Source organism: Pseudomonas sp. Rh2 (genome assembly GCF_040762985.1).
Classification (GTDB): Bacteria; Pseudomonadota; Gammaproteobacteria; order Pseudomonadales; family Pseudomonadaceae; genus Aquipseudomonas; species Aquipseudomonas taiwanensis.
On the sequence record NZ_CP142890.1, the window covers coordinates 472,456 to 498,117 of the forward strand.

At 59.3% G+C, this 25,662-nt stretch carries 25 protein-coding genes; 2 read left to right on the top strand and 23 right to left on the bottom strand.

The annotated features are described in order from the left end of the window. Positions 1–102: 102 nt before the first annotated feature. The 6 genes from VXM67_RS02170 to VXM67_RS02195 all read right to left on the bottom strand — a co-directional run bounded on the left by VXM67_RS02170 (position 103) and on the right by VXM67_RS02195 (position 5,403). Positions 103–870, bottom strand: a complete 768-nt coding sequence (locus VXM67_RS02170; RefSeq protein ID WP_023383101.1) for an ABC transporter ATP-binding protein — start codon at positions 868–870, stop codon at positions 103–105. A 20-nt stretch (positions 871–890) separates the two neighbouring features. After that, entirely contained in the window at positions 891–2,003 is a 1,113-nt protein-coding gene (locus tag VXM67_RS02175; protein WP_367237472.1) for a succinylglutamate desuccinylase/aspartoacylase family protein, read from the bottom strand. A 9-nt stretch (positions 2,004–2,012) separates the two neighbouring features. Beyond that, a complete protein-coding gene (locus VXM67_RS02180) occupies positions 2,013–2,708 on the bottom strand; it encodes an ABC transporter permease (RefSeq protein WP_023383103.1) in 696 nt (231 codons plus the stop codon). Positions 2,709–2,718: 10 nt separating this feature from the next. Further along, positions 2,719–3,408, bottom strand: coding sequence for an ABC transporter permease (locus VXM67_RS02185; RefSeq protein WP_023383104.1), 690 nt, complete (start codon positions 3,406–3,408; stop codon positions 2,719–2,721). 76 nt (positions 3,409–3,484) lie between these two features. Beyond that, a complete protein-coding gene (locus VXM67_RS02190) occupies positions 3,485–4,261 on the bottom strand; it encodes an ABC transporter substrate-binding protein (RefSeq protein WP_023383105.1) in 777 nt (258 codons plus the stop codon). Between the two features lie 506 nt (positions 4,262–4,767). After that, positions 4,768–5,403, bottom strand: coding sequence for a LysE family translocator (locus VXM67_RS02195; RefSeq protein WP_023383106.1), 636 nt, complete (start codon positions 5,401–5,403; stop codon positions 4,768–4,770). Between the two features lie 301 nt (positions 5,404–5,704). On the opposite strand from VXM67_RS02195, the gene VXM67_RS02200 reads away from it, so the two are divergent. Then, positions 5,705–7,300: an MFS transporter gene (locus VXM67_RS02200; protein ID WP_023383107.1), complete on the top strand. Its 1,596-nt coding sequence runs from the start codon at positions 5,705–5,707 to the stop codon at positions 7,298–7,300. 30 nt (positions 7,301–7,330) lie between these two features. After that, complete coding sequence (locus VXM67_RS02205; protein ID WP_049818687.1) at positions 7,331–7,786, top strand: DoxX family protein; 456 nt, start codon at positions 7,331–7,333, stop codon at positions 7,784–7,786. Between the two features lie 110 nt (positions 7,787–7,896). On the opposite strand, the gene glmS is transcribed toward VXM67_RS02205, so the two are convergent. The 17 genes from glmS to mnmE form a co-directional block, all read right to left on the bottom strand. Next, the gene (gene glmS, locus VXM67_RS02210; protein WP_023383128.1) at positions 7,897–9,732 is read right to left on the bottom strand and encodes a glutamine--fructose-6-phosphate transaminase (isomerizing); all 1,836 of its coding nucleotides are present in this window, start codon (positions 9,730–9,732) and stop codon (positions 7,897–7,899) included. 2 nt (positions 9,733–9,734) lie between these two features. Further along, positions 9,735–10,511 (bottom strand): DeoR/GlpR family DNA-binding transcription regulator, encoded by a 777-nt coding sequence (locus tag VXM67_RS02215; RefSeq protein ID WP_027906652.1) that lies wholly within the window; start codon positions 10,509–10,511, stop codon positions 9,735–9,737. A 191-nt stretch (positions 10,512–10,702) separates the two neighbouring features. After that, complete coding sequence (gene glmU / locus VXM67_RS02220; RefSeq protein ID WP_023383130.1) at positions 10,703–12,070, bottom strand: bifunctional UDP-N-acetylglucosamine diphosphorylase/glucosamine-1-phosphate N-acetyltransferase GlmU; 1,368 nt, start codon at positions 12,068–12,070, stop codon at positions 10,703–10,705. 113 nt (positions 12,071–12,183) lie between these two features. Beyond that, positions 12,184–12,609 carry a F0F1 ATP synthase subunit epsilon gene (locus VXM67_RS02225; RefSeq protein ID WP_023383131.1) on the bottom strand — a complete coding sequence of 142 codons (426 nt, stop codon included), beginning with the start codon at positions 12,607–12,609 and terminating at the stop codon, positions 12,184–12,186. A gap of 44 nt (positions 12,610–12,653) precedes the next feature. Next, complete coding sequence (gene atpD, locus VXM67_RS02230; RefSeq protein ID WP_023383132.1) at positions 12,654–14,030, bottom strand: F0F1 ATP synthase subunit beta; 1,377 nt, start codon at positions 14,028–14,030, stop codon at positions 12,654–12,656. 27 nt (positions 14,031–14,057) lie between these two features. Further along, complete coding sequence (gene atpG / locus VXM67_RS02235) at positions 14,058–14,918, bottom strand: F0F1 ATP synthase subunit gamma (protein WP_023383133.1); 861 nt, start codon at positions 14,916–14,918, stop codon at positions 14,058–14,060. Between the two features lie 48 nt (positions 14,919–14,966). Beyond that, the gene (gene atpA, locus VXM67_RS02240) at positions 14,967–16,511 is read right to left on the bottom strand and encodes a F0F1 ATP synthase subunit alpha (protein ID WP_023383134.1); all 1,545 of its coding nucleotides are present in this window, start codon (positions 16,509–16,511) and stop codon (positions 14,967–14,969) included. 21 nt (positions 16,512–16,532) lie between these two features. Next, positions 16,533–17,069, bottom strand: coding sequence for a F0F1 ATP synthase subunit delta (locus VXM67_RS02245; protein WP_023383135.1), 537 nt, complete (start codon positions 17,067–17,069; stop codon positions 16,533–16,535). A gap of 12 nt (positions 17,070–17,081) precedes the next feature. Next, positions 17,082–17,552 carry a F0F1 ATP synthase subunit B gene (locus VXM67_RS02250; RefSeq protein ID WP_023383136.1) on the bottom strand — a complete coding sequence of 157 codons (471 nt, stop codon included), beginning with the start codon at positions 17,550–17,552 and terminating at the stop codon, positions 17,082–17,084. Positions 17,553–17,609: 57 nt separating this feature from the next. Then, positions 17,610–17,867, bottom strand: a complete 258-nt coding sequence (atpE, locus tag VXM67_RS02255) for a F0F1 ATP synthase subunit C (RefSeq protein WP_003097235.1) — start codon at positions 17,865–17,867, stop codon at positions 17,610–17,612. Positions 17,868–18,010: 143 nt separating this feature from the next. Then, positions 18,011–18,880 (bottom strand): F0F1 ATP synthase subunit A, encoded by an 870-nt coding sequence (gene atpB / locus VXM67_RS02260; RefSeq protein ID WP_023383137.1) that lies wholly within the window; start codon positions 18,878–18,880, stop codon positions 18,011–18,013. Between the two features lie 16 nt (positions 18,881–18,896). Then, positions 18,897–19,304 (bottom strand): F0F1 ATP synthase subunit I, encoded by a 408-nt coding sequence (locus tag VXM67_RS02265; RefSeq protein ID WP_023383138.1) that lies wholly within the window; start codon positions 19,302–19,304, stop codon positions 18,897–18,899. Between the two features lie 149 nt (positions 19,305–19,453). Next, positions 19,454–20,326 carry a ParB/RepB/Spo0J family partition protein gene (locus VXM67_RS02270; RefSeq protein WP_023383139.1) on the bottom strand — a complete coding sequence of 291 codons (873 nt, stop codon included), beginning with the start codon at positions 20,324–20,326 and terminating at the stop codon, positions 19,454–19,456. Positions 20,327–20,335: 9 nt separating this feature from the next. Beyond that, a complete protein-coding gene (locus tag VXM67_RS02275; RefSeq protein WP_023383140.1) occupies positions 20,336–21,127 on the bottom strand; it encodes a ParA family protein in 792 nt (263 codons plus the stop codon). A gap of 18 nt (positions 21,128–21,145) precedes the next feature. Beyond that, a complete protein-coding gene (rsmG, locus tag VXM67_RS02280) occupies positions 21,146–21,796 on the bottom strand; it encodes a 16S rRNA (guanine(527)-N(7))-methyltransferase RsmG (RefSeq protein WP_023383141.1) in 651 nt (216 codons plus the stop codon). Beyond that, complete coding sequence (gene mnmG / locus VXM67_RS02285; protein WP_023383142.1) at positions 21,793–23,685, bottom strand: tRNA uridine-5-carboxymethylaminomethyl(34) synthesis enzyme MnmG; 1,893 nt, start codon at positions 23,683–23,685, stop codon at positions 21,793–21,795. Before mnmG ends, rsmG begins: the two co-directional genes overlap by 4 nt. A 597-nt stretch (positions 23,686–24,282) precedes the next feature. Then, positions 24,283–25,653 carry a tRNA uridine-5-carboxymethylaminomethyl(34) synthesis GTPase MnmE gene (gene mnmE / locus VXM67_RS02290; RefSeq protein ID WP_023383143.1) on the bottom strand — a complete coding sequence of 457 codons (1,371 nt, stop codon included), beginning with the start codon at positions 25,651–25,653 and terminating at the stop codon, positions 24,283–24,285. Positions 25,654–25,662: the final 9 nt, after the last annotated feature.

Sequence of the window (25,662 nt, forward strand, 5' to 3'; positions counted from 1 at the left end):
GGACCTACGCGCTCTATCGGGGCGAGGCTTGGGAAGTTCCGGCTGAAGTGTATCCGAAGCAGAGCGCCGGTGTAGCGCTCTGCTGGGTGTCCTGCGCGTCGCCTACTTCAGGCTGCCGGCCAGAAACTGCTGTAGGCGCTCGGACTTTGGCTGGGCCAGAACTTCGCGTGGGCAGCCCCTTTCCTCGACGCGACCTTGATGAAGGAAGAGCAGCTGGTTGGAGACTTCCCGGGCGAAACCCATTTCGTGGGTGACGACCACCATGGTCCGCCCCTCTTGCGCCAGGTCCCGCATGACCTTGAGCACCTCGCCAACCAGCTCCGGATCCAACGCCGAGGTCGGTTCGTCGAACAACATCACTTCAGGCTCGACAGCCAGGGCTCGGGCAATGGCCACGCGCTGCTGCTCTCCCCCACTCATGTGCCCCGGGTATGCGGTTCGGCGATGGCCAACACCAACCTTCGCCAGATAGTGCTCGGCTTTCTCACGGGCTTCTTTCTTGCCAACGCCCAGCACATGCACCGGTGCTTCCATGACGTTCTCCAGGGCAGTCATATGGGACCACAGATTGAAGTGCTGAAAGACCATGGACAGGCGTGATCGCATCCGTTGCAATTGCCTGCTGTCGCTGGCAGTGAGGGTTCCGCGGGTCTTGTGCGACCGCAGCTTGAGCTCTTCGTTGTTGAGCAGAATGCGCCCGCTATGCGGCTCTTCCAGCAGGTTGATGCAACGCAGGAAGGTACTCTTGCCCGACCCGCTGGATCCGATGATGCTGGTGACATCACCGGCTTTGGCCGTCAGGGACACGCCCTTGAGCACTTCATGGGTGCCGTAGCGCTTGTGTAGGTTGTCGATTTCCAAGGTGTACATGGCAGTCGGTGCTCTTGTTGTCAGTCGGTGAGCAGGCGGCCCTGACGAATCGGGTGCCGACCGGCAACTTTGGCCAGCCACAGGCCGGGCTGGGCATAGCGCAGACGCTCGCGGGCATAGAGAACGCCGCAGGTCGTGGCGTACACCACAGAGTGCCGATCGCTGAGCGGGTCGATGACCTCGAACAATGGGTCGCCGACGTTGACCTGCTTGCCTAGCGGCTGGAGAAAACTCACTACGCCTGGGTGCGGTGCATAGGCATACTGCGCGCCAGAAAAAGGGGTGGCTTCACAACATGTAAAAGGCACGGCTGGCCACTCGCCGCTGATCAACCCTTGGTCGGCAAGGAAGCCGAGTATGTCCTCGGCACTCTGCTGTACCTGTGGTCGATCGGTATCGGCCATGCCACGCAATTCGATGGTGGTAGCCGTGCACGCCAGCGGAATGTTGTGTTGCGCGAAGCGCTGCGCCAAATGCAGCCAAGGGAGCGCGCAGGCTTCATCGAAGGAATTGCCGCCGCTGTCTTCGGCCAACAACACCGCGCCCGCGTTCAAACGAGCGGCCAACGGCTTCAGGGCTGGCCAAAGCTGTGGCAGCGCGTAGAGCAGCATGATCGATTCGAAATCGCAATGCAGGTCGAGCACCACATCCGCATCGCAGGCCTGTTGCAGCAGCAAGCGGCGCAGCCCATCGAGCTCCGATCTGGCCGGCGGCAACGCGGCGATGGCCTCTTGCATCAGGTGGCGAATCAGCGTGACGTTCACCTGCGGATCGTCGCTCAACCTGCCTTCGAGCTGCGGAACGATCAGCTCCGCCAACGCAGGAAAATCGCGGTTGAAGTTCTGTCCGCTGGCCAGGTCGAAACGTCCCTGATGGGTGGCTTGAAACATTTGCCCCAGGCCAATCGGATTCGCCACGGGTACAAGCTCGATGACGCCGTTGAGTTGGCCCTGCCGCTCCAGCTCGATCAGACGTTGTTTGAGCTCCACCGCCACGCGCATGCCTGGCAGTTCGTCGGCGTGCAGGGCGGCCTGGATATAGGCCTTGCGCGGGCCGCTGCCAAAGCGAAACACCGAGAGTCGACGCTCCGTTCCAGCGGTGCTCCAGGGCAGTGGGTGTTGAATATGTTCCATGGATATCTCTCAACTCTTGCGCGGGGCCAGGTGCGCAAGCCAGCGACCTTCGGCCAGCTTGAACAGGCGCAGCAGGATAAAGGTCAGGCACAGGTAAAACAGGCCAGCGGTGACAAAAGCCTCGAACGGCATGTAGTAGCGCGAGCTGACCGTACGCGCCACGCCGGTGATATCGACCAAGGTGACGATCGAGGCAAGCGAAGTGGTGTGCAGCATCATGATCACTTCATTGCTGTATTGCGGCAGCGCCCGGCGTAGGGACGAGGGCAACAGGATCCGGCGATACAGCGTGAAGCGCGACATGCCCACAGCTCGCGCCGCTTCGATTTCACCACTGGGCGTAGCTTTCAAGGCGCCAGCAAGAATCTCCGCACTGTAGGCACTGGTGTTGATGGCAAACGCCAGACAAGCGCAAAAAGTGGCGCTGGAGAGGTACGGCCAGAACACACTCCCCCGCACGGCCTCGAATTGCGCCAGCCCGTAGTAGATGAGAAAAAGCTGCACCAGCATTGGCGTGCCCCGGATCACGTAGGTATACAACCAGGCCAAGCGGTTGAGCCAAGGCGTGCGGGATATGCGCAGCAGTGCCAAGGGAATGGCCAATGCCAGGCCCGCGGCCAGGGCGATCAGAAGCAGTTTGAAGGTCACCAGGACGCCTCCAGCGTAGAGCGGAAGGCTGTCGGCGATCAGCTTGAAATCCAGCACGGGCGTTTCCTCAGAATTCGGCCAGGCGGGTACCGACGGCGTAGCGCTGTTCCACCCAGCGCAGAATCACCAGGGACACCGTAGTGAGCAGCAGGTACAACCCGGCAACGGCCAGGAAAAAGGTGAAGGGTTCGCGGGTAGCGTCAGCGGCGTTCTTGGCTTTGAACATCATGTCCTGCAAGCCCACTAGCGATATCAGTGCCGTCGCCTTGGTCAGGACCAGCCAGTTGTTCGTGAAACCTGGGATGGCAAAGCGAATCATCTGCGGCAACAGCACCCGCCGAAATACCTGCATCCCGCTCATGCCGTAGGCCGCACCGGCTTCCGCTTGTCCTCTGGGGATAGCCATGAAAGCCCCGCGAAACGTTTCCGAGAGGTAGGCTCCGAAGATGAAGCCCATGGTGCAGACGCCAGCGATGAAAGGGTTGATGTCGATGTATCGAGGGTGACCCAGCAAGGGAGCCAAGCGGTTGACCAGGTCCTGGCCTCCGTAAAAGATCAGCAGGATCAGCACCAGGTCGGGAATGCCACGGATGACCGTGGCATAGCCTTCGCCGAGTGCTGCCAACCATTTCACATGCGACAAGCGAACCGCCGCCCCCAACAAGCCAAGGGCAATCGCCACCGTCATGGAAATCAGCGCCAGGCTCAGCGTGAGCCAGGCACCCTGGAGAATGGTCGGGCCATAGCCGTGCAGCATGGTGGGGGTCCTCAACCGGCGCCGTCCGAGGCGGCGCTCAAGCACTAAAAGGTGGAAGCGGTTGCGCTCCCAGCAGTCACTTGCCGTAGATATCGAACGCGAAGTACTTTGCCTGCACTTGCTGGTACTTGCCGTTGGCACGTACCGCGTCGATCGCAGCATTTATGCGCGCAGCGTTCTCGCTGTCGCCCTTGCGAACCGCAATACCAGCCCCTTTGCCGAAGTACCTTGGGTCGTTGAAGTCCGGCCCGACCAAGGCGAAGCCCTTGCTTATGGGGGTTTTGATAAACCCTTCACTGGTATTGATGATGTCGGCCAAGGTAGCGTCCAGCCGACCGGCCACCAGGTCGAGGAAGGCTTCGTTTTGTGAGGCATAACGCACCACTTCGATGCCAGCGGGTTCAAACTGGTCGGAGGCAAAGCGATCGTAGGTAGACGCGCGCTGTACACCGACCTTCTTGCCCTTGAGGTCAACCAATGGATCATTCACCACGCTGCCAGCTTTCATCGCCAGCTTGCCTGGGGTCTGGTAATACTTCTTGGTGAAATCCACTGACTTCAGACGGTCTTCAGTGATGGACATCGACGACAGCACCGCGTCGATCTTGCGTACTTTCAGCGATGGAATCAGCCCATCGAATTCCTGCTCGACCCACTCGCATTTGACCTTCATTTCGGCACACAAGGCGTTGCCGATGTCGTAGTCGAACCCGCTGATCTGGCCTTCAGGGGTTTTGAAGGCGAAGGGCGGATAAGCCGCTTCGATACCAATACGCAGGGTGTCTTCGCTGGCGGAAGCGATGCTGGTGGAGGCGTAGAGCGCCAGTGCTCCGAGAAGTACGATCTTGTTCATCTTATTGACTCCTGACTGGGGCGAGGTGGTTGTCGACGCAGGGCTTCACCCCTGCTCCTGACAGTTCTTTTCCCGCACCGAGTGGCAAGCTTTTCAGCGCCAAGTCCTAGAGCCTGCGTGCAGCCCTGACGTGAAAGCCTACCCGCTCACGGGACCGGTTTCGGCAGCATTTATGACACGTTTATTTTCATAAATCTACAATGCAGAAATATTTGTGTCAGATTCAGAATGACACTAAACCCATAGAAAAGGCTCTATTTAGCTGGTTTTGGGGATTTGACCGGACGTTTCGAGAAGGGGGAAATTTGAAGTACCGCGCGCTAAAGTGCTTGAAGAAGGATTTCCTCCGCGATACACAGTTTCACAGGATCGGTTCGTGAAAAAAAAACATTCACTGTTGGGCGGCTGGGTGCGCAAGTTCCATGACAAGGGTGGCTTGGTTGATGGCGCCAGCGTGTCTGGCGCTCAGATACCCCTCTCTCCCCTCCAGGGATGATGACCGAGATTCAGGCTACCTTGGCCTGAACGGTGAACAGGCTCGCCCCCAGCGCCACGAACGAGGCGCCGAACAGCCGATTCATCAGCCTCGCACGGTTCGGCGCAGCAAGCTTGCTGCGCAGCACCTGGGCCAAGGTCACATAGAAGGCATGGGAGATCATCGAGCAGGCCGCGAAGGTCAGCACGAGAATGCCCAACTGCACGTTCGAATCATTACCCGGGCGGATGAACTGCGGCAGGAACGCTGCGAAGAACAAAATCGCCTTGGGATTGGTCAGCGCCACGGTCACACCGTTGAGCATCAGTCTGTTGAGGGGGGTAGCGCGCCTGGCCGGCTGATCGAGTTTATCGAAGGCACTGGTGCGGCTCTTCCACTGCTTCACGCCCAGGTAGATCAGATAGCTTGCACCGAGCACCTTCAGCAGCAGGAAGGCCGTGGCCGACGCCTGCAGTAGCACGCCCAGTCCCGCACTGGTGGCGGCCGAGATCACCAGCAAGCCCAAGGCGTTTCCGACCGAACCCAGCATGGCCCGTCGCGGCCCAAAGGCCACCGAATTGGACAGCGCCATGATCACGCCGGGACCTGGGGTCAGGGTGACCAGCATGGCGACGACGACAAAGCCGAACCAATCGTGAAGTGACATCCTTGTACATCTCCTGGGGATTGACTGGCGGACTGTAACAGATAGTCGCCCTGCTCTCGCATGAATGCCTGCGGCAGGGCGGGCGTCTCCCACTGGCTGATGAGCTCAGTTTGTCCCACTCAGCGAGACACTTATTCCTGCCGAAGCGGGTTTTTCAACCCAGGCATTGACAGTAGATTCCTCTCATCGCAAACCTCGAAGCCTGCGTACTGGGCTGCGCATGCTTTCTCGCACTGCCAGGCTTCGTTACCAAGCACCGGGAATCACCTGGACCCGATAACACCTAAAGGGCAGCAACGGAATGAACACATCGACTGCAAGCGCTTGGAGCCCCCTGCGCAACACCACCTTCCGCATGTTGTGGATCGCAACGATTGCTTCCAACATCGGTACCTGGATGCATGAGGTCGGCGCCGGATGGTTGATGACGACCCTTTCCGCCAACCCGCTCCACGTGGCATTGATCCAAGTGGCCGGCTCGCTACCAATGTTCTTCCTGGCGCTACCCGCCGGTGCCGCCGCTGACATCGTCGATAAACGTCGCTACCTGCTGCTCGTGCAGCTGTGGATGTCTGCAGTAGCGGTAACACTCGCTGGCCTTACCTTGCTGGGGCTGATGAACATTCCTTTGCTGCTGATGCTCACCCTCGCCTTGGGCATCGGTACGGCCTTGATGATGCCGGCGTGGAGTGCACTGACGCCTGAGCTCGTCAGCAAGGACGACCTGCCCAATGCGGTGGCGATCTCCAGTGTCGGGATCAACGTATCGCGCGCGATAGGCCCAGCGTTAGCAGGCGTTGTCGTGAGCCTGGTCGGCCCGTGGCTGACATTCGCCCTCAACGCCATTTCATTCGCGGGTGTCATCCTGGTGCTGTTCACATGGAAACGTGAGATCAAGGAGCCACTGCTTCCAGCAGAACGTTTCATGGGTGCCATGCGTACTGGTTTGCGCTTCGCTCGCAGTTCCAAACCCCTTCAAGCAGTGCTGATTCGTGCACTGGCATTCTTCTTGTTCGCGAGTGCCGGTACCTCGCTGCTGCCGCTGATCGTCCGCGGTGAAATGCAAGGTACCGCCGCTGACTTCGGCATGCTTCTCGCCGCCATCGGTATTGGCGCAGTGGGTGGGGCTACCCTGCTGCCTCGCCTGCGCGAACGCATCAGCAGAGATCGACTGGTGATGATCGCCAGCCTTCTCTATGCGCTTTTCCTGCTGGTTTTGGCTTTGGTGCGAAATTTCTATGTGCTGATGCCCGCCATGCTGTTGAGCGGTGCGGCCTGGATCGCGGTGCTCTCGAACATGCAGGTCGCTGCGCAAACATCGGTCCCAGCGTGGGTCAGAGCCCGTGCGCTGTCGGTTTATATCCTGGTCTTCTTCGGGGCCATGGCCAGCGGAGGCTTTTTGTGGGGCTCCGTGGCGAGCCATGCCTCGATCACCCTGAGCTTGCTGGTGGCTTCTGGCGGGTTGGCGCTAGGCACGATTCTCACATGCAACGTTACGCTTCCCGAGACCGAAGCCGACGAACTCGCGCCCTCACTGCACTGGCCAACCCCTCTGATCAACGCTGAGATGGATCAAGAACGCGGACCGGTAATGGTGACGGTCGAATACCACATCGACCCTGCGAAGGCCGAGGCGTTCTCCGAGGCTGCCCGCGACCTGGAGGCAATGCGCAAGCGTAACGGCGCGTTGTCTTGGGGATTGATGCAAGACAGTGCCGAACCCGCACTGTGGCAGGAGTTCTTCTTCGAGGAATCGTGGCTTGAACACTTGCGCCATCACCACCGCGTCACACGGGGTGAGCTGAAAATCGAGGCCCGCGTGCGGAAGTTTCAAACCGAAGATGTTCCCGTGCGTATCCGCCACCTTCTGGCTGAATCACATACACATCACCGCTAAAGCGCGGACGTCGCAAGAGGACCTTTGAAAATGACTCCAACTGAAATCCGCCAGGGGCCCGCGGGCCTGGCAAAAATCTCATTGCCGCTTGGCCTGCTGTTTCTACGCGTATCTGCCGCTCTGTTGCTTCTTCAGATCCACGGTCTGCCGAAGCTTCTTCACTGGAGCAGCGAGCTGCAACAGATCGAGGATCCGTTCGGTCTGGGGGCAACCCTGACACTCTCGATGGCGGTGTTTGCGGAAGTGGTTTGCCCGATCTTGTTGATCCTGGGCGTTTTCGCGCGCCTCGCTTGCCTGCCAGTGCTGGCCGTGCTCGGAGTTGCGCTGGTGGTAGTCCACCCCGACTGGACGTTGGAACAAGCGCAATTCGCGTGGCTGTTCACCATCCTGTTTGCAGGCTTGGCCATCACTGGTCCGGGCGCCTGGGCCATCAGGCCTGACGTACGAAGGAGAGGGACTCATCAGGCTGAGTTTGCAGAGAAATAAGCCTGAGCCGACGAAGGGAGCCGGGACGGCTCCCTTCCTCTGCGACAGTCCTTATTGTCTAGCGACAGTTTTTATTCTCAAGAATCAATCAATCCACTGGACGGTGAGACTTATTCCACAGTAACCGATTTAGCCAGGTTACGAGGTTGGTCCACATCAGTCCCCTTCAGCACTGCCACATAGTACGAAAGCAGTTGCAGCGGAATGGTGTACAGAATCGGTGCCAGGGCATCGGCGATGTGCGGCACCTTGATCACGTGGGTACCTTCACCGTTGCTCATGCCGGCTTGCTCGTCGGCAAATACCACCAGCTCGCCGCCACGGGCACGCACTTCCTGCAGATTGGACTTGAGCTTCTCCAGCAGCTCGTTGTTCGGCGCCACAGTCACCACAGGCATATCGCTGTCTACCAACGCCAGCGGGCCATGCTTGAGTTCACCTGCAGGGTAGGCTTCAGCATGGATGTAGGAAATCTCCTTGAGCTTGAGCGCACCTTCCATTGCCACCGGATACTGGGCACCGCGGCCCAGGAACAGAGTGTGGTGCTTGTCAGCGAACAACTCGGCAATCTTCTCGACGGTACCGTCCATAGCCAGTGCCTCACCAAGGCGTGCCGGCAAGCGGCGCAGCTCTTCGACCAACTCTGCTTCTATGCCGGCCTCGAGGGTTCCGCGGACCTGGCCAAGCGCCAGGGTCAGCAGCATCAGCGATACCAACTGGGTGGTGAAGGCCTTGGTCGACGCCACACCAATCTCTGGACCTGCGAGGGTCAGCAGGGTCAGGTCGGATTCACGCACCAGGGAGCTGATGCCGACGTTGCAGATCGCCAGGCTACCGAGGAAGCCAAGCTCCTTGGCATTGCGCAGCGCGGCCAAGGTGTCTGCGGTTTCGCCAGACTGGGAGATAGAAACGAACAGCGTATCCGGCTGAACCACCACTTTGCGGTAGCGGAACTCGCTGGCCACTTCCACCTGGCACGGAATACCGGCCAGGCTCTCGAGCCAGTAACGGGCAACCATACCGGCATGGTAGCTGGTGCCGCAGGCAACGATCTGCACATTGCGCACCTTGGCGAACAGCTCGGCAGCCTGCGGGCCGAAGGCCTGGACCATGACATGATCCTTGCCCAGGCGACCTTCGAGGGTGCGCTGAACGACGGTCGGCTGCTCGTGGATTTCCTTGAGCATGAAGTGACGGTACGTGCCCTTGTCCGCAGCTTCCGCACCTTCGTGGTACTGCACGGTCTCACGCTGAACCCGGTGACCGGCCTGGTCCCAGATCTGTACCTGGTCGCGGCGGATTTCAGCGATGTCCCCCTCCTCCAGGTACATGAAGCGGTCGGTGACCTGGCGCAAGGCCAGTTGGTCGGAGGCGAGGAAGTTCTCGCCATGTCCCAGGCCAATCACCAGCGGGCTACCGCTGCGCGCCGCGACCAGGCGATCAGGCTGATGCGCGCTGACAAGCGCCAGACCATAGGCACCCTGCAGGCGCTTGACCGCCGTCTTCAGCGCGTCGGCCAGGTCCGGAGTAGACTTCAGGGTGTGGTGGATCAGATGGACGATGACTTCGGTATCGGTCTGGGACGCAAACAGGTAGCCCAGCCCCTTGAGCTCCTCGCGCAGCTCCTCGTGGTTCTCGATGATGCCGTTGTGCACCACGGCAACCTCATTGCCGGAGAAGTGCGGGTGGGCATTGCCTTCGGTTGGCGCGCCGTGGGTCGCCCAGCGGGTGTGAGCGATGCCCAACTGGCCTACCAGCGGCTCGGCTGCAACGGCAGCCTGCAACTCGCTCACCTTACCGATACGGCGACGGCGTTCGAGCTGCCCCTGTTGGGTGTAGACAGCAAGGCCGGCACTGTCGTACCCGCGGTACTCAAGGCGCTTCAGGCCCTCGATGAGGATGGCAGTGATGTTGCGTTCGGCTACGGCACCGACGATTCCACACATGATTATTGCTCCTGGCTGATCGCGGCGCAGATCAGGTTGATGCCGCGGGCTTGAATCTGTTCGCGTGCCGATGCGGGCAGGCGCTCATCTGTAATAAGGGTGGTCACGCTGCTCCACGGCAGCTCAAGGTTGGGGATCTTGCGCCCGACCTTGTCCGACTCGACCATGACGATCACTTCCCGGGCCACTTCGGCCATCACTCGGCTAAGGCCCAGCAACTCGTTGAACGTTGTGGTCCCACGATTGAGGTCGATGCCATCAGCGCCGATGAACAGCTGGTCGAAATCGTAAGAGCGTAGTACCTGCTCGGCGACCTGGCCCTGGAACGACTCGGAATGTGGGTCCCAGGTACCACCGGTCATCAACAGCACCGGCTCGTGTTCCAGTTCGCTGATGGCGCGGGCCACATTGAGCGAGTTGGTCATCACCACCAGACCGGGTTGTCGACCAAGCTCGGGGATCATGGCTGCGGTGGTGCTGCCGCTGTCGATGATGATGCGCGCGTGCTCACGGATACGACCTACGGCGGCGCGGGCAATGGCTTTCTTGTAGGCAGAAACCGGCTGCACGGACTCGCCCAGCATTTCCTGCGGCACTGGCACCGCCCCCCCATAACGGCGCAGCAACAGCCCATTGGCCTCCAGCGCGGCAAGGTCTTTGCGAATGGTCACTTCCGACGTTTCGAAGCGCTTTGCCAAGGCATCAACGCTGACCTCACCCTGCTCGCTGAGCAAGGCCAGGATGTTGTGACGGCGTTGAGGGGTATTTCGTTTCGACATGGGCGCTTAAGTTTCGATTCGAAAGATAATGGTTGCAATCAAAACCTAAGAACATTCGTTCGTCAAGGCCCGTTATCGGAAAAGCGCTCTGTGGATAACGAGTAAGCGCTGACTTGCCGGCGTTGACGGAGCCCCAAAAAAAAGCCGACTTATTCACATAAGTCGGCTTTCGATCCAACGGCTGTGGATAATCAGTCTTTCTTGATCTTCTCCGGCCGTTTCCAGCCATCGATATTGCGTTGGCGCGCGCGTGCCACAGCCAATTGCCCAGCCTCTACGGTTTGCGTGATCGTGGAACCTGCAGCGGTGGTGGCGCCAGCCTTGATCTCAACAGGGGCTACCAGCGAGTTGTTCGACCCGATGAACACATCTTCGCCCATCACGGTCTTGAACTTGTTGGCACCGTCGTAGTTGCAGGTAATGGTGCCTGCGCCAATGTTCGTACGAGCGCCGATTTCAGCATCGCCGAGGTAGGTGAGGTGACCGGCCTTGGCACCTTCGCCCAGGTGCGCATTCTTCAGTTCAACGAAGTTACCCACATGGGCCTTGGCCTCGAGCACGCTGCCCGGACGCAAGCGAGCGAACGGGCCGGCATCGCTGCCCTCACCCATTACCGCGCCTTCCAGATGGCTGTTGGCCTTGACCACCACTCCCTTGCGCAGCGTACTGTTCTTGATGACGCAGTTGGGGCCAATCTCTACGTTGTCCTCGATGATGACCTTGCCTTCGAGAATCACGTTGACGTCGATCATAACGTCGCGCCCCACGGTCACTTCGCCACGCACGTCGAAACGCGCAGGGTCACGCAGGGTCACGCCCTGGGCCATCAGGCGACGCCCCTCACGCAGCTGGTAATGGCGCTCCAGTTCAGACAGCTGGCGCCGATCGTTGGCGCCCTGCACTTCCATCGGGTCGTGCGGCTGCTCGGTCGCTACCACCAGGCCATCGGCGACCGCCATGGCGATAACATCAGTCAGGTAATACTCACCCTGAGCGTTGTTGTTCGACAGACGGCCCAACCAATCCGCCAGACGTGCAGCCGGTACGGCCAGAATTCCGGTGTTGCCTTCCTTGATCGCCTTCTGAGCTTCGTTGGCATCCTTGTGCTCGACGATCGCCGCTACCTGGCCCCGTTCGTCACGCACGATACGGCCATAGCCGGTCGGATCGTCCAGCGTCACGGTAAGCAGTCCCAGCTGTTGCTCGCTCACTTTGGCCAGAAGGCGTTGCAGCGTTTCCACTTCGATCAGTGGAACATCGCCGTACAGCACGAGCACAGTATCCGCACTCAGGGCAGGCAGCGCTTGGGCAACCGCATGGCCGGTGCCCAGTTGCTTGTCCTGCATGACGAAATTCAGATCGTCGGCAGCCAGGCGCTCACGCACCAGCTCAGCACCATGCCCTATCACCACATGAATACCTTGCGGCTTGAGCTGGCGCGCGCTGTGGATAACATGACCAAGCATGGAATTGCCGGCCACGGGGTGCAGGACCTTGGGCAGCGCCGAGCGCATGCGGGTGCCTTGGCCGGCGGCGAGAATAACGATATCGAGTGACATTGACTGGCTACCAATCCTGGGCGGTCAGTGGCATGACCGGTATTGAGGGGTGAAAAAAGAAAAAGGGTAGCCGATGGCTACCCTTTTTCTCAATCTGCATGAACCCAGCGGTATTAGCCGCCGAACTTCTTGCGGATCTGCTGGACGGTGCGCAGCTGAGCTGCGGCCTCGGCCAGACGTGCGGATGCGGCACTGTAGTCGAAATCCGCGCCTTTCTCATGCAGGGCCTTCTCAGCTGCCTTGACGGCATCCTGAGCGGAGGCTTCGTCCAGGTCGGCGGCACGTTGCACGGTGTCGGCGAGTACCTTGACCATGTTCGGCTGCACTTCGAGGAAGCCACCGGAGATGTAGAACACCTCGCGCTCGCCACCCTGCTTGGTCAGCGTGATCGGACCTGGCTTGAGATTGGTGATCAGCGGCGCGTGGCCTGGAGCGATACCCAGATCGCCCAGGTTGCCGTGCGCTACTACCATCTCGACCAGACCGGAGAAGATTTCTCCTTCCGCGCTGACGATATCGCAATGGACTGTCATAGCCATCTGCTTGCCTCAACCTGATTAGCGCCCCTTGCGGGGCGCCGGGATTACAGTTTCTTGGCTTTCTCGATCGCTTCGTCGATGCTGCCGACCATGTAGAACGCTTGTTCTGGCAGGTGGTCGTAGTCGCCTTTGAGGATACCGCTGAAACCAGCGATGGTGTCCTTCAGGGAAACGTACTTGCCTGGCGAGCCGGTGAAGACCTCGGCCACGAAGAACGGCTGCGACAGGAAGCGCTGGATCTTACGAGCGCGGGCTACCAGTTGCTTGTCGGCTTCGGACAGTTCGTCCATACCCAGGATCGCGATGATGTCCTTCAGCTCTTTGTAGCGCTGCAGAACATACTGAACCTGACGAGCGGTTTCGTAGTGCTCGTTGCCGATCACGTTCGGGTCCAGCTGACGGGAAGTCGAGTCCAGCGGATCGACCGCTGGGTAGATACCCAGGGAGGCGATGTCACGGGACAGAACGACGGTGGCGTCCAAGTGGGCGAAGGTGGTGGCTGGCGACGGGTCGGTCAAGTCGTCCGCAGGTACGTATACGGCCTGGATCGAGGTGATCGAACCTTCTTTGGTCGAAGTAATACGCTCTTGCAGAACGCCCATCTCTTCGGCCAGGGTCGGCTGGTAACCTACTGCAGAAGGCATACGGCCCAGCAGTGCGGATACTTCGGTACCGGCCAGGGTGTAACGATAGATGTTGTCGACGAACAGCAGAACGTCGTTACCTTCGTCACGGAACTTCTCAGCCATGGTCAGGCCGGTCAGTGCAACGCGCAGACGGTTTCCTGGTGGCTCGTTCATCTGACCGTAGACCAGCGCTACTTTGTCGAGAACGTTGGAGTCCTTCATCTCGTGGTAGAAGTCGTTACCCTCACGAGTACGCTCACCCACACCGGCGAACACGGAGTAACCGCTGTGCTCGATGGCGATGTTACGGATCAGTTCCATCATGTTAACGGTCTTGCCGACGCCGGCACCACCGAACAGGCCAACCTTACCACCCTTGGCGAACGGGCAAACCAGGTCGATAACCTTGATGCCGGTTTCCAGCAGGTCGTTGCCGCCTGCCTGGTCAGCGAACGAAGGGGCTTTCTGGTGAATGCCACGACGCTCTTCTTCGCCGATCGGGCCAGCTTCGTCGATCGGGTTGCCCAGAACGTCCATGATACGGCCCAGAGTGGCCTTACCAACTGGAACGGAAATGGCAGCGCCGGTGTCGACGACATCCAGACCACGCTTCAGGCCTTCGGTCGAGCCCATCGCAATGGTACGAACCACGCCGTCGCCCAGCTGCTGCTGAACTTCCAGGGTGGTTTCCGCGCCTTGTACTTTCAGCGCGTTGTAAACACTCGGCACGACGTCACGTGGGAATTCCACGTCGATGACGGCGCCGATGATTTGAACGATACGTCCGCTACTCATAGCTGGATCCTCTGAATATTTGAACCGTTAAACCGCGGCAGCGCCGCCGACGATTTCCGAGATCTCCTGGGTGATCGCAGCCTGACGCGCCTTGTTGTAGATCAGCTGGAGTTCGCTGATCAGGTCACCGGCGTTGTCTGTGGCGTTCTTCATGGCGATCATCCGGGCCGCTTGTTCAGCAGCGTTGTTCTCGACCACCGCCTGGTACACCTGCGACTCCACGTAACGCACCATCAAGCCGTCCAGCAGCTCTTTTGCGTCGGGTTCGTACAGGTAGTCCCAGTGATGCTTGAGATCCTGATCCGGGGTTGCCACCAACGGTACCAATTGCTCGACCGTCGGTTTTTGGGTCATGGTGTTGATGAACTTGTTCGAAACCACCGAGAGGCGATCGATACGGCCGTCCAGGTAGGCGTCCAGCATCACTTTGACGGAGCCGATCAGGTCGTTGATCGATGGCTCTTCGCCCAAGTGGCTGATCGCAGCTACGACATTGCCACCAAAGATGCGGAAGAAAGTCGCACCCTTGCTACCAATCACGCACAGGTCGATTTCAACGCCCTGTTCGCGGTTTTCGTTCATGTCCTTGACCAGGGCCTTGAACAGGTTGGTGTTCAAGCCACCGCACAGACCACGGTCACTGCTCACCACGATATAACCGGCGCGCTTTACAGGGCGCTCGATCATGAACGGGTGGCGATATTCCGGGTTGGCGTTGGCCAGATGACCGATCACCTGGCGGATACGCTCCGCGTAAGGACGGCTAGCAGCCATGCGCAGTTGTGCCTTGCGCATTTTGCTGACCGCCACTTTCTCCATGGCGCTGGTAATTTTTTGCGTGCTTTTGATGCTCGCAATCTTACTGCGAATCTCTTTTGCGCCTGCCATGTATCACCTATCAGGTTAGCAAGCGGGGGCTACAGCCCCCGCTGCGGCTTACCAGGTCTGGGTGGCCTTGAACTTCTCGATACCAGCTTTCATGCCAGCGTCGATTTCGTCGTTGAAGTCACCCTTCACGTTGATCTTCGCCATCAGATCGGCGTGATCACGGTTGAAGTAGGCAATCAGCGCTTGCTCGAAGCTGCCGACCTTGGAGACTTCTACGTCAGTCAGGAAACCACGCTCAGCGGCGTACAGCGACAGAGCCATGTCCGCGATGGACATCGGCGCGTACTGCTTCTGCTTCATCAGCTCGGTGACGCGCTGACCATGCTCCAGCTGCTTGCGGGTCGCTTCGTCCAGATCGGAAGCGAACTGGGCGAATGCAGCCAGTTCACGGTACTGAGCCAGAGCGGTACGGATACCACCGGACAGCTTCTTGATGATCTTGGTCTGAGCGGCACCACCTACACGGGATACCGAAACACCGGCGTTAACTGCAGGACGGATGCCCGAGTTGAACATGGCCGATTCCAGGAAGATCTGACCGTCGGTGATGGAAATCACGTTGGTCGGAACGAACGCGGAAACGTCGCCAGCCTGGGTTTCAATGATCGGCAGAGCGGTCAGGGAACCGGTTTTGCCAGTCACAGCACCGTTGGTGAACTTCTCGACGTACTCTTCCGAAACGCGCGATGCACGCTCCAGCAGACGGGAGTGGAGATAGAACACGTCGCCTGGGTACGCTTCACGTCCTGGCGGACGGCGCAGCAGCAGGGAGATCTGACGGTAGGCAACGGCCTGCTTGGACAGGTCATCGTAAACGATCAGCGCGTCTTCACCGCGGTCACGGAAGTATTCGCCCATGGTGCAGCCGGCGTAAGGTGCCAGGAACTGCAGTGCGGCGGATTCCGAGGCGCTGGCGGCAACGACGATGGTGTTGGCCAGGGCGCCGGCTTCTTCCAGCTTGCGAACGACGTTGGCGATGGTCGACTGCTTCTGACCAACGGCGACGTAGACGCAGAAGATACCGCTGTTCTTCTGGTTGATGATCGCGTCGACCGCCATGGCGGTTTTACCGATCTGACGGTCACCGATGATCAGCTCGCGCTGGCCACGGCCAACCGGGATCATGGCGTCGACCGACTTGTAGCCAGTCTGTACAGGCTGGTCTACCGATTTACGCCAGATAACGCCCGGCGCAACCTTTTCGACTGCGTCGGTTTCGGTAGTGGTCAGAGGACCTTTGCCATCGATCGGGTTACCCAGCGCGTCGACGACGCGGCCCAGCAGGCCTTTGCCGACTGGAACTTCCAGGATGCGACCGGTGCACTTGGCGCTCATGCCCTCGGCGAGGGAGGTGTACGCACCCAGTACCACTGCACCTACGGAGTCTTGCTCCAGGTTCAGTGCCATACCGTATACGCCGCCCGGGAACTCGATCATTTCGCCGTACATAGCGTCGGCCAGACCGTGGATCCGTACGATACCGTCAGAAACGGATACGACGGTACCTTCGTTGCGGGCTTGGGAGCCGACATCGAGTTTCTCGATGCGACCCTTGATGATTTCACTAATTTCGGAAGGATTGAGTTGCTGCATTGCTCTGCTGCCCCTTCAAACTCAAGATTTCAATGCTTCGGCCAGTTTCGCGATCTTGCCGCGAACCGAGCCATCGATTACCAGGTCGCCGGCGCGGATGACGACGCCGCCGATCAGGCTGGCATCCTCCGACGCGTGCAGGCGCACTTCCCGGCTGAGCCGTGCACTGAGAACCTTGGCGAGTTTGTCTTGCTGTTCTTGGTTCAACGCAAAAGCACTGGTGACTTCCACGTCCACGGATTTCTCTTGCTCGGCCTTGTACAGGTCGAACAGAGCGGAAATCTCCGGCAGAAGCAGGAGACGGTCGTTTTCCGCGGCAACATGAATGAAATTCTGTGCCTGTGCATCGAACTTGTCACCGCACACTTCAATGAATGCGGCGGCCTTTTCTGCGCTTGTCAGTCGCGGGGCCTTGAGCAGGCGCTGCATGGTGTCGTCTTCCGACACCGCAGCAGCCAGGCCGAGCATGGCTGACCAATTGGCCAGTTGCTGATGGGCCTGGGCATGCTCAAAGGCAGCCTTAGCGTAAGGTCGGGCCAACGTGGTCAGTTCTGCCATGATCGCCCTCGCTTAAATTTCAGCGGCCAGTTTGTTAACCAGCTCTGCATGCGCGTTTTGATCGATTGTGGCGCCAAGGATCTTTTCAGCACCGCCGACAGCCAGGGCACCCACTTGGGCACGCAGGGCGTCTTTGACGCTGTTCAGTTCCTGTTCGATCTCGGCTTGAGCCTGAGCCTTCACACGGTCAGCTTCGACGCGAGCCTGTTCACGGGCTTCCTCGACAAGCTGAGCAGCGCGTTTCTTGCTTTGCTCAATGATTTCAGCTGCCTGTGCCTTCGCTTCACGCAGTTGCTGACCCGCTTTCTCTTGGGCCAGCTCCAGGTCGCGAGCTGCGCGGTTGGCAGCGTCCAAGCCGTCGGCAATCTTCTTTTGGCGCTCTTGCAGGGCAGTGATGACCGGAGGCCATACGTACTTCATGCAGAAGAGTACAAAAATCAGAAAAGCAACGGATTGGCCAATCAGGGTTGCATTAATGTTCACGCCAACACCTCGCTCGGTCTTTGTCCATCACACCAATCAACTCGTGGGAACGAGTGATTAGCCGGCGATCTGACCAACGAAGGGGTTCGCGAAGGTGAAGAACAGAGCGATACCAACACCGATCATGGTTACGGCGTCGAGCAGACCGGCAACGATGAACATTTTCACCTGCAGCATCGGAACCATCTCAGGCTGACGAGCAGCGCCTTCCAGGAACTTGCCGCCCAGCAGGCCGAAACCAATGGCGGTACCCAGAGCACCCAGGCCGATCAGCAGAGCAACAGCGATAGCGGTCAGACCAACTACAGTTTCCATCTTTCCTCCCGACTTTTACGTCGTATTGGTTAGGTTTTTAGTTTGAAGCGGTAAAACAAATCGTTTGGTACAGCTGCCCTTGCGGACTTTTAGAGCCCTCCCCCCAAACGAGCGGGGAAGGCTATCAGACACGCCAGGCGGTCTTAATGGTTATCTTCGTGAGCCATCGACAGGTAGACGATGGTAAGCATCATGAAGATGAAGGCTTGCAGGGTGATGATCAGGATGTGGAACACAGCCCACGCCCACTGCAGCACCACACCCAGGCCGCTGAGCCACAGGATGCCGGCGCCGAACATCACGGCGATCAGGATGAACACCAGCTCGCCGGCGTACATGTTGCCGAACAGACGCAGTGCCAGCGAGATCGGCTTGGCAATCAGGGTGACGAATTCCAGCAGGAAGTTCACAGGGATCAGCAGGATCTGAACGAAGATGTTCTTGCTGCCGAACGGGTGCAGGGTCAGCTCACCGATGAAGCCGCCCAGGCCCTTGACCTTGATGCTGTAGAAGATGATCAGGGCGAACACGCAGAAGGCCATGGCCAGGGTCGCGTTCGGGTCGGTGGTCGAAACCGCGCGGAACGGGATGTGCGGATCACCGGAGATCAGGATGGCCAGCTGAGGAATCCAGTCGACCGGAACCAGGTCGATGGCGTTCATCAGGAATACCCAGACGAAGATGGTCAGCGCCAGCGGGGCGATCACTGGGCTACGGCCGTGGAAGGAGTCCTTCACGCTGCCGTTGACGAAGTCGACCAGCACTTCGACGAAGTTCTGCAGGCCGCCGGGTTGGCCGGAGGTCGCCTTCTTCGCCGCCATGCGGAAGATGAACAGGAAGATCAGACCCAGTGCAACGGACCAGCCCAGGGTGTCCAGGTGGAACGCCCAGAAGCCCATCGCTTTGGCTTCTGCAGCCGAATGGGCGAAGCCCCAGCTGCCGTCTGGTAGTTGACCGTAGGTCAGGTTCTGCAAGTGGTGCTGGATATAGCCCGAAGCGGTTTCTGCTGCCATGGTTGCCTCAAACGCCCTAAGGTCTCGAAAGTCTTTTATTCATCAGCAGGGGCGCGAACCAGCTGACCAAAAGGGTCAGCACGAAGACGCCGAATACTGCTAACGGCGCCAATGGCTTCACTCCTGCGAAGGTCAGTGCAAACAACACTGCCGTCAAAATCATCTTGCCTGCCTCGCCTGCGTAGAACGACTTGACGATGGCCTGCGCCGCCCGGGCTCCGCTGTAGCGAAAAGCCTTCCAGGCGAAATACATATTGGGTAGCCAGGCAATCAAACCTCCGCAGAGGCCTGAATATCCACTGACCGTCCCTTTCCACTGCCACAACCCCAATGTTGCCAGTAGCAGTACGACAAATTGAGCCAGCAGTACCGGAAAAACTGCCCAGCGATGGAAAGGCAAGCGGTTTGGCGTGCGGATTTCCATCAGAACTGCTCCTCGGAAGTCGACCAACAAGTCAGCAATGACTTGGCATAATTTGTGCCGACAAAATGCGCGCAGAGTATAGGGGTGGATTAACCCCTATTCAACTCTTCGGTAGTGATTTCCGACTGCGCGCTACAACGGGAATTGTTTCAGCGGATGTGAGCAAGCACGCCTTGCAACTCGTCAAGCGAGTTATAACGAATAACCAACTGGCCTTTGCCCTTGTTGCCGTGGCGGATCTGCACCGGGGAGCCCAGGCGCTCTGCCAGCCGCTGTTCAAGGCGCTCGATGTCCGGATCAGGTTTGCTCGGTTCGACCGGCTCAGGTTTGCCATTGAGCCACTGGCGTACCAGTGCCTCAGTTTGGCGCACGGTCAGCCCACGTGCGACAACATGACGCGCCCCCTCTTCCTGGCGATCTTCCTCCAGGCCGAGCAAAGCTCGGGCGTGGCCCATCTCCAGGTCGCCGTGGGCGAGCATGGTCTTGATGACTTCCGGCAGCGAGATCAGGCGCAGCAGGTTGGCCACGGTCACCCGCGACTTGCCCACGGCGTCGGCCACCTGCTGCTGGGTCAGTTCGAACTCCTGCTGCAAGCGCTGCAGGGCAAGGGCCTCTTCCAGTGGGTTGAGGTCTTCACGCTGGATGTTCTCGATCAGCGCCATGGCGATGGCGGCTTCGTCGGGCACTTCGCGGACCATCGCCGGGATGGTGTCCAGGCCGGCCTGTTGGGTGGCGCGCCAGCGGCGCTCACCGGCGATGATTTCATAGCGGCTGCCGTCGATCGGGCGAACCACGATCGGCTGCATGACGCCATGAGTGCGAATCGAGTGCGCCAGTTCTTCGAGCGCCTCCGGATCCATGTCGCGGCGCGGCTGGTACTTGCCACGCTGGATCAGCTCGACTGGCAGGTGTTGCAGTTCTTTCTGGTCGATCTTGACAGCCTGCGCTTCGAGCGCGCTGACGGAAGGACCACTTAGCAGTGCATCCAACCCACGTCCGAGACCCCGTTTCTTAACGGCCATGCGGATTCCTTAAGTTGTTTGTGCAGTGCGTGATTGACGGCGTTGACGGCGCACCAGTTCCCCGGCCAGGGCCAGGTAGGCAAGTGCGCCGCGCGATTGCTTGTCGTAAGCCAACGCGGGCATGCCGAAGCTCGGTGCTTCAGCCAGGCGGATGTTGCGTGGAATGACCGTGTCGTAGAGCTGCTCGCCGAAATGCTCCTTGAGCTGCGCCGAAACATCGTTGTTCAGGCTCAGTCGCGGGTCGTACATGGTTCGCAGCAGGCCTTCGATCTTCAGCGCCGGGTTCAGACGAGCGGCAATGCGCTTGATGTTATCCACAAGGTCACTGAGGCCTTCCAGTGCGTAGTACTCGCACTGCATCGGGATAATCACGCCATCGGAGGCGACCAGGGCATTGAGCGTCAGCATCGACAGCGACGGTGGGCAGTCGATGAGAATGTAATCGTAGTTGTCGCGGATCGGCGCCAAGGCGTTGCGCAGGCGGCTCTCCTTGACCTGCATCTCCAGCAGCACCACTTCCGCGGCGGTCAGGTCGCGGTTGGCCGGCAGCAGCTGGAAGCCGCCGTGCTCGGAGTAGTGCATGGCCTGGGCAAGGTCGCATTCCCCGATCAGCAGGTCATAGACCGAGTGCTCGAGTTCATGTTTGTCCACACCGCTGCCCATGGTGGCGTTGCCCTGCGGATCGAGGTCGATCAGCAGCACACGACGCTTGGTCGCAGCCAGCGATGCTGCAAGATTGATACAGGTGGTGGTTTTACCCACACCCCCTTTCTGGTTCGCGATTGCGAATACCTTAGCCATTGTTGCGTGTGTTCCCAGTCATGCCTTGCGGCGCAGTATCAGCAGATGGCGCTGGCCCTGGCAACCCGGAACGGTCAGGGCCTGCTCGCTTTCCACTGTGAAGTCTGCGGGCAATGCTACCAGTTCATCGGCAGGATGCAGCCCCTTCATTGCAAGCCATTGCGTCCCGGTGTCGCCCAAATGGCGGGTCCAGTTGGTGAAGTTCTCCATGCTGCTGAAGGCGCGGGAGATGATTCCGCTGAACGGGTGCGGCGGTTGGAAGGCTTCGACCCGGCTGTGGATAACCGTGAGGTTGTCCAATTTCAGTTCCATTTTTACCTGGGTCAGGAAGCGCGTCTTCTTGCCGTTGGCGTCCAGCACCGTCACGTTCTTGCTCGGGTGCAGAATAGCCAAGGGAATGCCAGGCATGCCACCACCGCTCCCGACATCCAGCCAATGTTCGCGGTCGCTGTGGATAAACGGCATGACGCTAAGGCTGTCGAGCAGATGGCGCGAAACCATCTCGTCCGGGTCACGCACGGCGGTCAGGTTGTAGGCTTTGTTCCACTTGATCAACAGGGCCAGGTAGCCCAGCAGCTTTTCCTGCTGCTCGGCGCTCAGCTCGACGCCGAGCTGGCGCGCACCTGTGGACAACTCTTCTGCGTGTTGTGGGGTGACCAGGGAACTCAAGCGCTTTGCTCCAATTCGCGGCCGGCGCCGCGTTTTTTCAGATGAATCAGTAACAGGGAAATCGCCGCCGGCGTAACACCGGGAATACGCGAAGCCTGGCCCAAGGTTTCAGGACGGGTCTGGCCTAGCTTGCTTTGGATTTCCTTCGACAGGCCGGAAATCGTGGTGTAGTCGATATCCACAGGCAGGCGGGTGTCTTCGCTTGCCCGCAGACGGGCGATTTCTTCCTGTTGGCGGTCGATGTAGCCCGCGTATTTGGTCTTGATCTCCACCTGCTCGGCGATTTGTGGATCGATGATTTGCCCACCGGTGGCTTCAATCAGGCCGGCATAGTCGATTTCCGGACGTGCCAGCAGGTTCAGCAAGCTGTACTCGTGGCTCAGCGGAGTGCCGAACTTATCCACAATGGCCTGACCTTGCGGCGTGTTGGGTCGTACCCAAGTCGACTTCAGTCGCTGTTCCTCGCGCTCGATGCCATCGCGCTTGGCGCAGAAGGCGGCCCAACGCGCGTCGTCGATCAAGCCGAGTTCACGGCCCTTCTCGGTCAGGCGTAGGTCGGCGTTGTCTTCACGCAGGATCAGTCGGTACTCGGCGCGAGAGGTGAACATGCGGTACGGCTCTTGGGTACCGAGGGTAATCAGGTCGTCGACCAGTACACCGATGTATGCCTCATCACGGCGTGGGCACCAGCTTTCACGGCCTTGCGCACGCAGTGCCGCGTTGGTCCCGGCCAGCAGGCCCTGGGCGCCAGCTTCTTCGTAGCCGGTGGTGCCGTTGATCTGGCCAGCGAAGAACAGGCCGCCGATGACTTTGGTTTCGAGACTGTACTTCAGATCACGCGGGTCGAAGTAGTCGTACTCGATGGCGTAACCCGGGCGCACGATGTGTGCGTTTTCCATGCCGCGGATCGAACGCACCAGCTCCAGCTGCACATCGAACGGCAGCGAGGTGGAAATACCGTTCGGATAAAGCTCATGGGTGGTCAAGCCTTCAGGCTCGATGAACACCTGGTGGCTTTCCTTGTCGGCGAAGCGGTGGATCTTGTCTTCGATCGACGGGCAATAACGCGGGCCGATCCCTTCGATGACACCCGAGTACATCGGTGAACGGTCGAGGTTCGAGGCAATGATCTCATGGGTACGCGCGTTGGTGTGGGTAATCCAGCAACTGACCTGGCGCGGGTGCATCTGAGCGTTGCCCATGAACGACATCACCGGAATCGGCGTGTCGCCTGGCTGTTCGGTCATCACCGAGAAGTCCACCGAACGCCCATCGATACGCGGTGGGGTACCGGTTTTCAAGCGGCCAACGCGCAGCGGCAGTTCACGCATGCGGTGAGCCAGGGCGATCGAGGGCGGATCGCCGGCGCGGCCACCGGAATGGTTCTGCAATCCAATGTGGATAAGCCCGCCGAGGAAGGTGCCGGTCGTCAGCACCACCGATTCTGCGAAGAAACGCAGACCCATCTGCGTAACCACGCCTTTGACCTGGTCCTGTTCGACGATCAGGTCGTCGCAGGACTGCTGGAATATCCACAGGTTCGGCTGGTTTTCCAGGATCTCGCGCACCACCGCCTTGTAGATGGCGCGGTCAGCTTGCGCACGGGTCGCACGCACGGCGGGCCCTTTGCGGTTGTTCAACACACGGAACTGAATGCCGCTCTTGTCGGTGGCCAGCGCCATGGCGCCGCCGAGCGCATCGATCTCTTTGACCAGATGGCTTTTACCGATACCGCCAATGGCGGGGTTGCAGCTCATGTGACCGAGGGTTTCCACGTTATGGGTCAGCAGCAGGGTTTTCACACCCATGCGTGCAGACGCAAGCGCAGCCTCGGTACCGGCATGGCCGCCGCCGATGACGATCACTTCAAAACGGGAAGGGAAATCCACCACGCACCTCGTGCCTGTTTTGCGATTAGAAAAGGTAAGCGGACAAGTATAGGGACTTCACCCCTCTTAAAGAAACCGTCTGAGCAATTTTTGATCAGTCTGTGGATGAATGGCAGACAACAGAAATCAAAGAGGAAAAATTTAAAAAAGCTTTGTTTTTATGTTTATTCTTATGCACAGGGTCTTCTGTGGATAACGTTCTATACCCCATATGTGACGCTGGATACAGGAAAATTAAACCCTGTGGCTGGAGTGCCATGAGGGCTCTGGATAACAGGATTTAGCCTGTGGATTAAATGCCCCTTTACCCACAAGCGGGTTTGTCCTCAGAGAAAAATGCCGGTTATCAACGGAGCTGAAGGCGAGTTTTCCACAGAGCTCCTGGGAGCCTGGTGGCGCCTGTTGATGAAAAAAATGTACTGCATAGAGCAGGCAAAACGAGGACAGGGACGCGAGTCGACCACTCATCCACGAGCATTTCGCTGGATGGACGGTCACGTCGCGGGGCAAAGCCCGCTCATACAGGGCTCTGTGGGGGAATTTCAGGCAAAAAAAAGCCGCTCCAGAAGGAGCGGCCTTGGTCATGTGGGCTGTGGATTACTTACCGATGCAGAAACTGGAGAAGATCCGCCCAAGCAGGTCATCCGAGCTGAATGCTCCTGTAATTTCACCCAATGCCTGTTGAGCCTGGCGCAAATCTTCAGCCAGCAGCTCCCCAGCCCCCGCCAATGTCAGTTGGTCGCGCCCGTGTTCCAGGTGTGCACTCGCTTGACGCAGCGCATCCAGATGCCGGCGACGGGCGCTGAAGCCGCTTTCAGCGGTCTGCTCATAGCCCATGCACGCTTTCAGGTGATCGCGCAGCATCTGCAGGCCTTGATCGTCGCCCTTGGCACTCAGGGTGATCGTCACGTGGCCGTCGTCGCACTGCTCCAGCCCTACCCGCTCGCCGCTGAGGTCAGCCTTGTTACGGATCAGCGTCACCTTGGCGGGGTCTGGCCGCTGATCGAGGAACTCTGGCCACAATGCAAACGGATCGTTCGCCTCGGGTGCGGTGGAGTCCACCACCAACAGGACACGGTCCGCTTCACCGATGGCCTTCAGAGCACGTTCCACGCCGATTTTTTCCACATGGTCGTCGGTATCCCTCAACCCGGCAGTGTCGACCACATGCAGCGGCATACCATCGATGTGGATATGTTCCCGCAGGATATCCCGAGTGGTGCCTGCAATATCGGTCACGATCGCGGCTTCCCTGCCAGCCAGGCGGTTGAGTAGGCTCGACTTGCCAGCGTTCGGTCGACCGGCGATGACTACCGTCATGCCGTCACGCAACAGTGCGCCCTGCCCGGCCTCGCGTTGCACTGTGGACAACTCGCTGCGCACCGCATCGAGCATCGACAGCACATGGCCATCGGCGAGGAAATCGATCTCCTCCTCGGGAAAGTCGATAGCCGCCTCGACATAGATCCGCAGGGCGATCAGCGCTTCGGTCAGGCTGTGCACACGTTTGGAGAATTCACCCTGCAGAGAGCGCAAGGCATTGCGTGCGGCCTGGCTGGAGCTGGCTTCGATCAGGTCGGCAATCGCTTCGGCCTGAGCCAGGTCGAGCTTGTCATTGAGAAATGCCCGTTCGCTGAACTCCCCTGGGCGCGCTAAACGGCAACCCACCTGCACGCAGCGCTGGAGCAGCATGTCCAGCACCACCGGGCCACCATGCCCCTGCAACTCGAGCACATCCTCACCGGTGAAGGAATTCGGCCCAGGGAAGAACAGCGCAATGCCCTCGTCCAGCACCAACCCATCCTCGTCGCGGAATGGACCGTAATGGGCGTGGCGCGGTGTCAGTGTACGCCCGGTGATCATTTGGCCAGCCTTGGCGGCCAACGGCCCGGACAGCCTGACGATACCTACCCCGCCACGGCCCTGGGCAGTGGCGATGGCAGCGATGGTTTCACGCACAGTGTTCATGCTCGAAAG